This window comes from Rhodoferax sp., assembly GCF_039922535.1.
In the GTDB taxonomy this organism is placed as follows: Bacteria; Pseudomonadota; Gammaproteobacteria; order Burkholderiales; family Burkholderiaceae_C; genus Rhodoferax_B.
On sequence record NZ_JBDTEM010000390.1, the window covers coordinates 1 to 3951 of the forward strand.

Sequence of the window (3951 nt, forward strand, 5' to 3'; positions counted from 1 at the left end):
TGCCGTCAAACGCCTGCCAAACTCCCGGTCAGCATGGGCTACTCCTAAATCTTCCAGTAACGTTGGCACACGTTCAAACTTGACGCTCTGGCCCAACCTACACGCCTGGTTGCCAAGCGCGCATGCCAACCAAGTTTTCCCCGACCCCGTGGCGCCCGTGATGATCACATTCACCCCATGGCGGACCCAATTGCACAGGGCCAGTGATGCCATAGTCGAGCGATCAAGGCCCCGTCTGGCGCTGAAGTCAATATCCTCGACACAGGCAGGCTCCCGCAGCTTGGCACTGCTCAGCAGCCGTCGAAGGCGCCGATCATCCCGATAGGCTACTTCCTGGTCAACCAAAAGTCCCATACGTTCCTCAAAACCGAGGTGGGCAGCATGTGCGGATTCTGTTTGCGAGGTGAAGGCGTTGGCCATGCCAAACAACTTCAGTTCATTGAGTTTTCTCAGAGTGTCATGCGTTAACAAAGTCGATTCTCCTGTGTAGCGTTGAACAGATTTGAGGCTGATGTGGGAAGTGGATTTCAGTGGTAATAGTCAGGGCCACGCACGTTTTCATGGATAAAAGAGGCGTCGGTAACTTCCGGGCTGGCCAAGTCCAGGTTTTTCTCCAAAATGACTTGCAAGCTTTTGAGCCGAATGGCCCCGTCGCGCAAAGCCTTGGCACATGTGGACTCCAGTCGTTCAGCGCCGAAGGCCTCTACCAGCTTGCGCAAGCCAAGGCCCCAGCGATATCCCGTCGTTTTATTGGCGCTCTGCGCCAACCTTTCACTGGTGAATATCCGGGTGTTGGGACCGATGGTTGAAGCCCAGGCGGTTTCCCGCTCTGGTGTCCACAGGCCGTAGGCTTGGTCGGCCTTGGGCAAGTGGGCAGGATCAATGACAGACTGGTGCCCAGGGGATCGGACATGGCTGGCAATCCGCCGACCGCCAAACAATATTTCCACCACGCCCGCCGTGACGCGCAGATCCACTACCTTACCGACCAATGCCGCCGGTACAGAAAACCCGCGCCCATCGACCGCAACCTCCCGGTCCATACCCACCCGGGCACGTCGAAACTCCGCATATTCGTAGGGCCGCGACGGCAAGGGCCGCATTGCAGGCTTATCCAGCGATAGATACGTGCTACGCCGAGAGCCTGGCAGTTTCTGAAATGGACTGTTGTTCAAGGCGCGCAGCAGCTCGCGGATGGCTTCATTCAATTCCCCCAGGCTGGTGAACACCCGCTTGCGCAATTTGAATATGATCCAGCGCTCCACAATCAAAACGCCACCCTCTGCCTTGGGTTTGTCCTTGGGCCGACGTGGCCGAGTAGGTACGACAGTGGTTCGGTAGTGGGCCGCAAAAGCTTGATAGCTTTCGTTGACCAACGGTTCCGTCAGGCTAGCCTTGGTGACACCCGACTTCAGGTTGTCGCACACGATGGCCGACGGTACACAGTCAAAGAATTCCAGCATGCGCACATTGGCTGCAATCCAATCCGGCAACCGTTGCGACCAAGTGGCCTCGGCATAGGTGTAGTTGGATGCTCCCAGCACGGCCACAAAAATCTGTGCCTTCAATACCTGACCGGAGGCTGCGTCATGCACCTCCATGGTAGGCCCCGCATAGTCCACAAACACGCATTCCCCGGCAATATGGGTTTGGCGCAAATAGCTTTTGAGGTGCTTGGCCCAATGCCGGTACTTCGCGCAAAAATGGCTGCGCTGCATGCCGTTCAAATGGATGGCCAGATATTCTGCATGCTGTGCTGTCAAGGTAGCCCCGCTGCGTTGGAGCTCCCTATGCACCTCCGCCCAATCAGGTTCAGGCAGTCGTGTGCCACCCGCCAGCGAGGGTAGAAACAGGCAAAGCTCCAGCGCTGCATCGTCCATGTCATGCGGCAGTGGCCAAAGCAGCTTGGCGTTGGCCGCGCGCACCAGGTAGGCGTTAACAACATCGCGCGACAGGCCTAGGCTGCGCGAAATCGCCCGAACGCTCAGGTGACTCTCAAGCGCCAAGCGCAAAACCTCACGGATCTTGCCCAAGTGAATTCTCCGATTGACCATGTGAGCACACCCGTCTTGGGCGCATCAATGTAGCGAGCAGTGCAGTGGCCGTTATCGGCAGCGCAAGCCCGCAATGGATCACACACGCCTGGTCTATTGACAAAGGCCTGCATCTGGTTGGAGAATCCAAAGCGAGGTCCCCACTTCACTTTGGATTGCTCTATACGAGTCCCGCAAACGGCCCACAGTTTTTGCTGTGGGCCGTTTGCGTTTTTGGCGGTGGTTTTAGATCATGGTGGGACTCCCGGGTCGTGACCCCGTCTGTGGGGTGAAGCACCGCGCGGTTTGAACCGGTAACGCTCGGGCCACAAGTCCAACACGGTGAGACCCAGCAACTTCGCGATGTGCGTGGCAACACCGTGCGCGGTGATGCGCCCATGGATCACATTGCCAATTACTGCAGAGGACACGCCCAATTCACGCGCCAGACTGGCCTGCGATTGGCCAGCACGCCTGAGCCGATAGGAAATTTCCAGGCCATCCATAGTGACAGCACCTTGCGAAGAGAGTAGATTCAGCACAATCAAGACTGTTTTATTCGTTATAGCGAACGATCGTACTCCATTGAAAGAATCAACACAAGCGCCAGAATCTACGTTGGAGCACTTACCCGCACGTCTCATGCAAGTCATGGCATTTGCCGGTATCAGCCAGGCCGAATGCGCGCGCAGGCTGTCTATGTCTCCCAGCTTTTTAAGCGATGTACTAAAAGGCGCCAAACGTCCAGGTGCTGAATTTATGCTGGCTATCAAGACCACGTTAGGCGTTTCGGTGGATTGGCTATTGACCGGGGCCGGCAACATGACCGGTGGCATGGGCGTACAGCACGAGTTGTTAAAGGCCATTCGCCTTCAAATCGCAGTGGCGAAGGCTGCAGTGCTTCAAGACGATGCCATGGCCAAGGCGCTGGTACTGTTGATACGTGAGGGGCAGTTGGCCGCCGCCCAGGCGGATCCAGGCCTCAATGCGCTGCTAGAACGGCTTGCACCAATGGAAGCCGATCTGGACTTGGCCGTTGAACTTTACAACGGTCACTTGTGGGCCAGTGACCCCGTGACCCAGCGCCGAAACTTGATGGCTGCAGCGACCGCACACTTTGAAGCGCGCAAGCCGATGGATGCCATGGCATCCATTACCGGTACATTCACGCCCCGCCAGCAGCCAGAACAGCACGCGGTCTTGCAGGTCAATTCAGGCAAGGACCAGCGCATCGCCGGCAGGGACTACAAAGAGCGCAAAGGAGCCAAAAAGTGACGGAAGAAAACCCAGCAGAAACGACAGTCGTTACGCAAATAATCACAGGTTCTATGGTGCAAATTTCAGGACGTGATTACGTGGAAGCCGCAATGCTTCCCAACTCAGTACCAGTCTTTATGGCTCTGGCAAAGTCAGACCTGATTGACGAAACTTCCATCGACAATGAGCGCCTGTTTCAGCACCGGTTTGGGCGGTATATGACGCGGACGGTCCGAGCAAAAATCATTGCAATCAAGTCAGACTACTGCCTATCGGACAGGCAGCTTTGGTGGTTGATCCGATCGGCGCACATTCGCTTGACGCGTACCAGCGCCGAGATAAAGCCGGATAAATGGGCTTTGGGGATTGGCTGGTTTTACGTATCTCTGCTCGTGTGCTACGGGTTGCTGGGTTGCTATTTACTTTCCATTACGCCACAGCACATTCCCCCCTGGCGACAAACTGCAGGCGTTCTCACCATGTGCATAACCTTCATTGGCGGTGGGTGGCTGATCGAAAGAGTATTCATTGCGCCGTGGCGCTGGGTCACCTACAAAAGCTGAGATGCAAAATGAGTGTTGCTTCAGCCGGGCATGGCCCATGCAGTCCAGTACTGCCGGTCGATCCCAAGTTCCCGCATCGTTTAACAAAATTTTGAATC

Annotated in this window: 4 protein-coding genes; 2 read left to right on the forward strand and 2 right to left on the reverse strand. The window is 56.1% G+C overall.

The window, feature by feature from the left end:
• A partial coding sequence (locus tag ABI213_RS18600; protein ID WP_348028179.1) for an ATP-binding protein occupies positions 1–471 on the reverse strand: 471 nt, incomplete at its 3' end.
• Positions 472–527: 56 nt separating this feature from the next.
• Entirely contained in the window at positions 528–2033 is a 1506-nt protein-coding gene (istA, locus tag ABI213_RS18605; protein ID WP_348028181.1) for an IS21 family transposase, read from the reverse strand.
• A gap of 642 nt (positions 2034–2675) precedes the next feature.
• Here istA and ABI213_RS18610 point away from each other — a divergent pair.
• Both ABI213_RS18610 and ABI213_RS18615 read left to right on the forward strand, forming a co-directional pair.
• Positions 2676–3308, forward strand: a complete 633-nt coding sequence (locus tag ABI213_RS18610; protein ID WP_348028183.1) for a helix-turn-helix transcriptional regulator — start codon at positions 2676–2678, stop codon at positions 3306–3308.
• Complete coding sequence (locus ABI213_RS18615) at positions 3305–3853, forward strand: hypothetical protein (protein ID WP_348028185.1); 549 nt, start codon at positions 3305–3307, stop codon at positions 3851–3853. The genes ABI213_RS18610 and ABI213_RS18615 overlap by 4 nt, the downstream gene beginning before the upstream one ends.
• Positions 3854–3951: the final 98 nt, after the last annotated feature.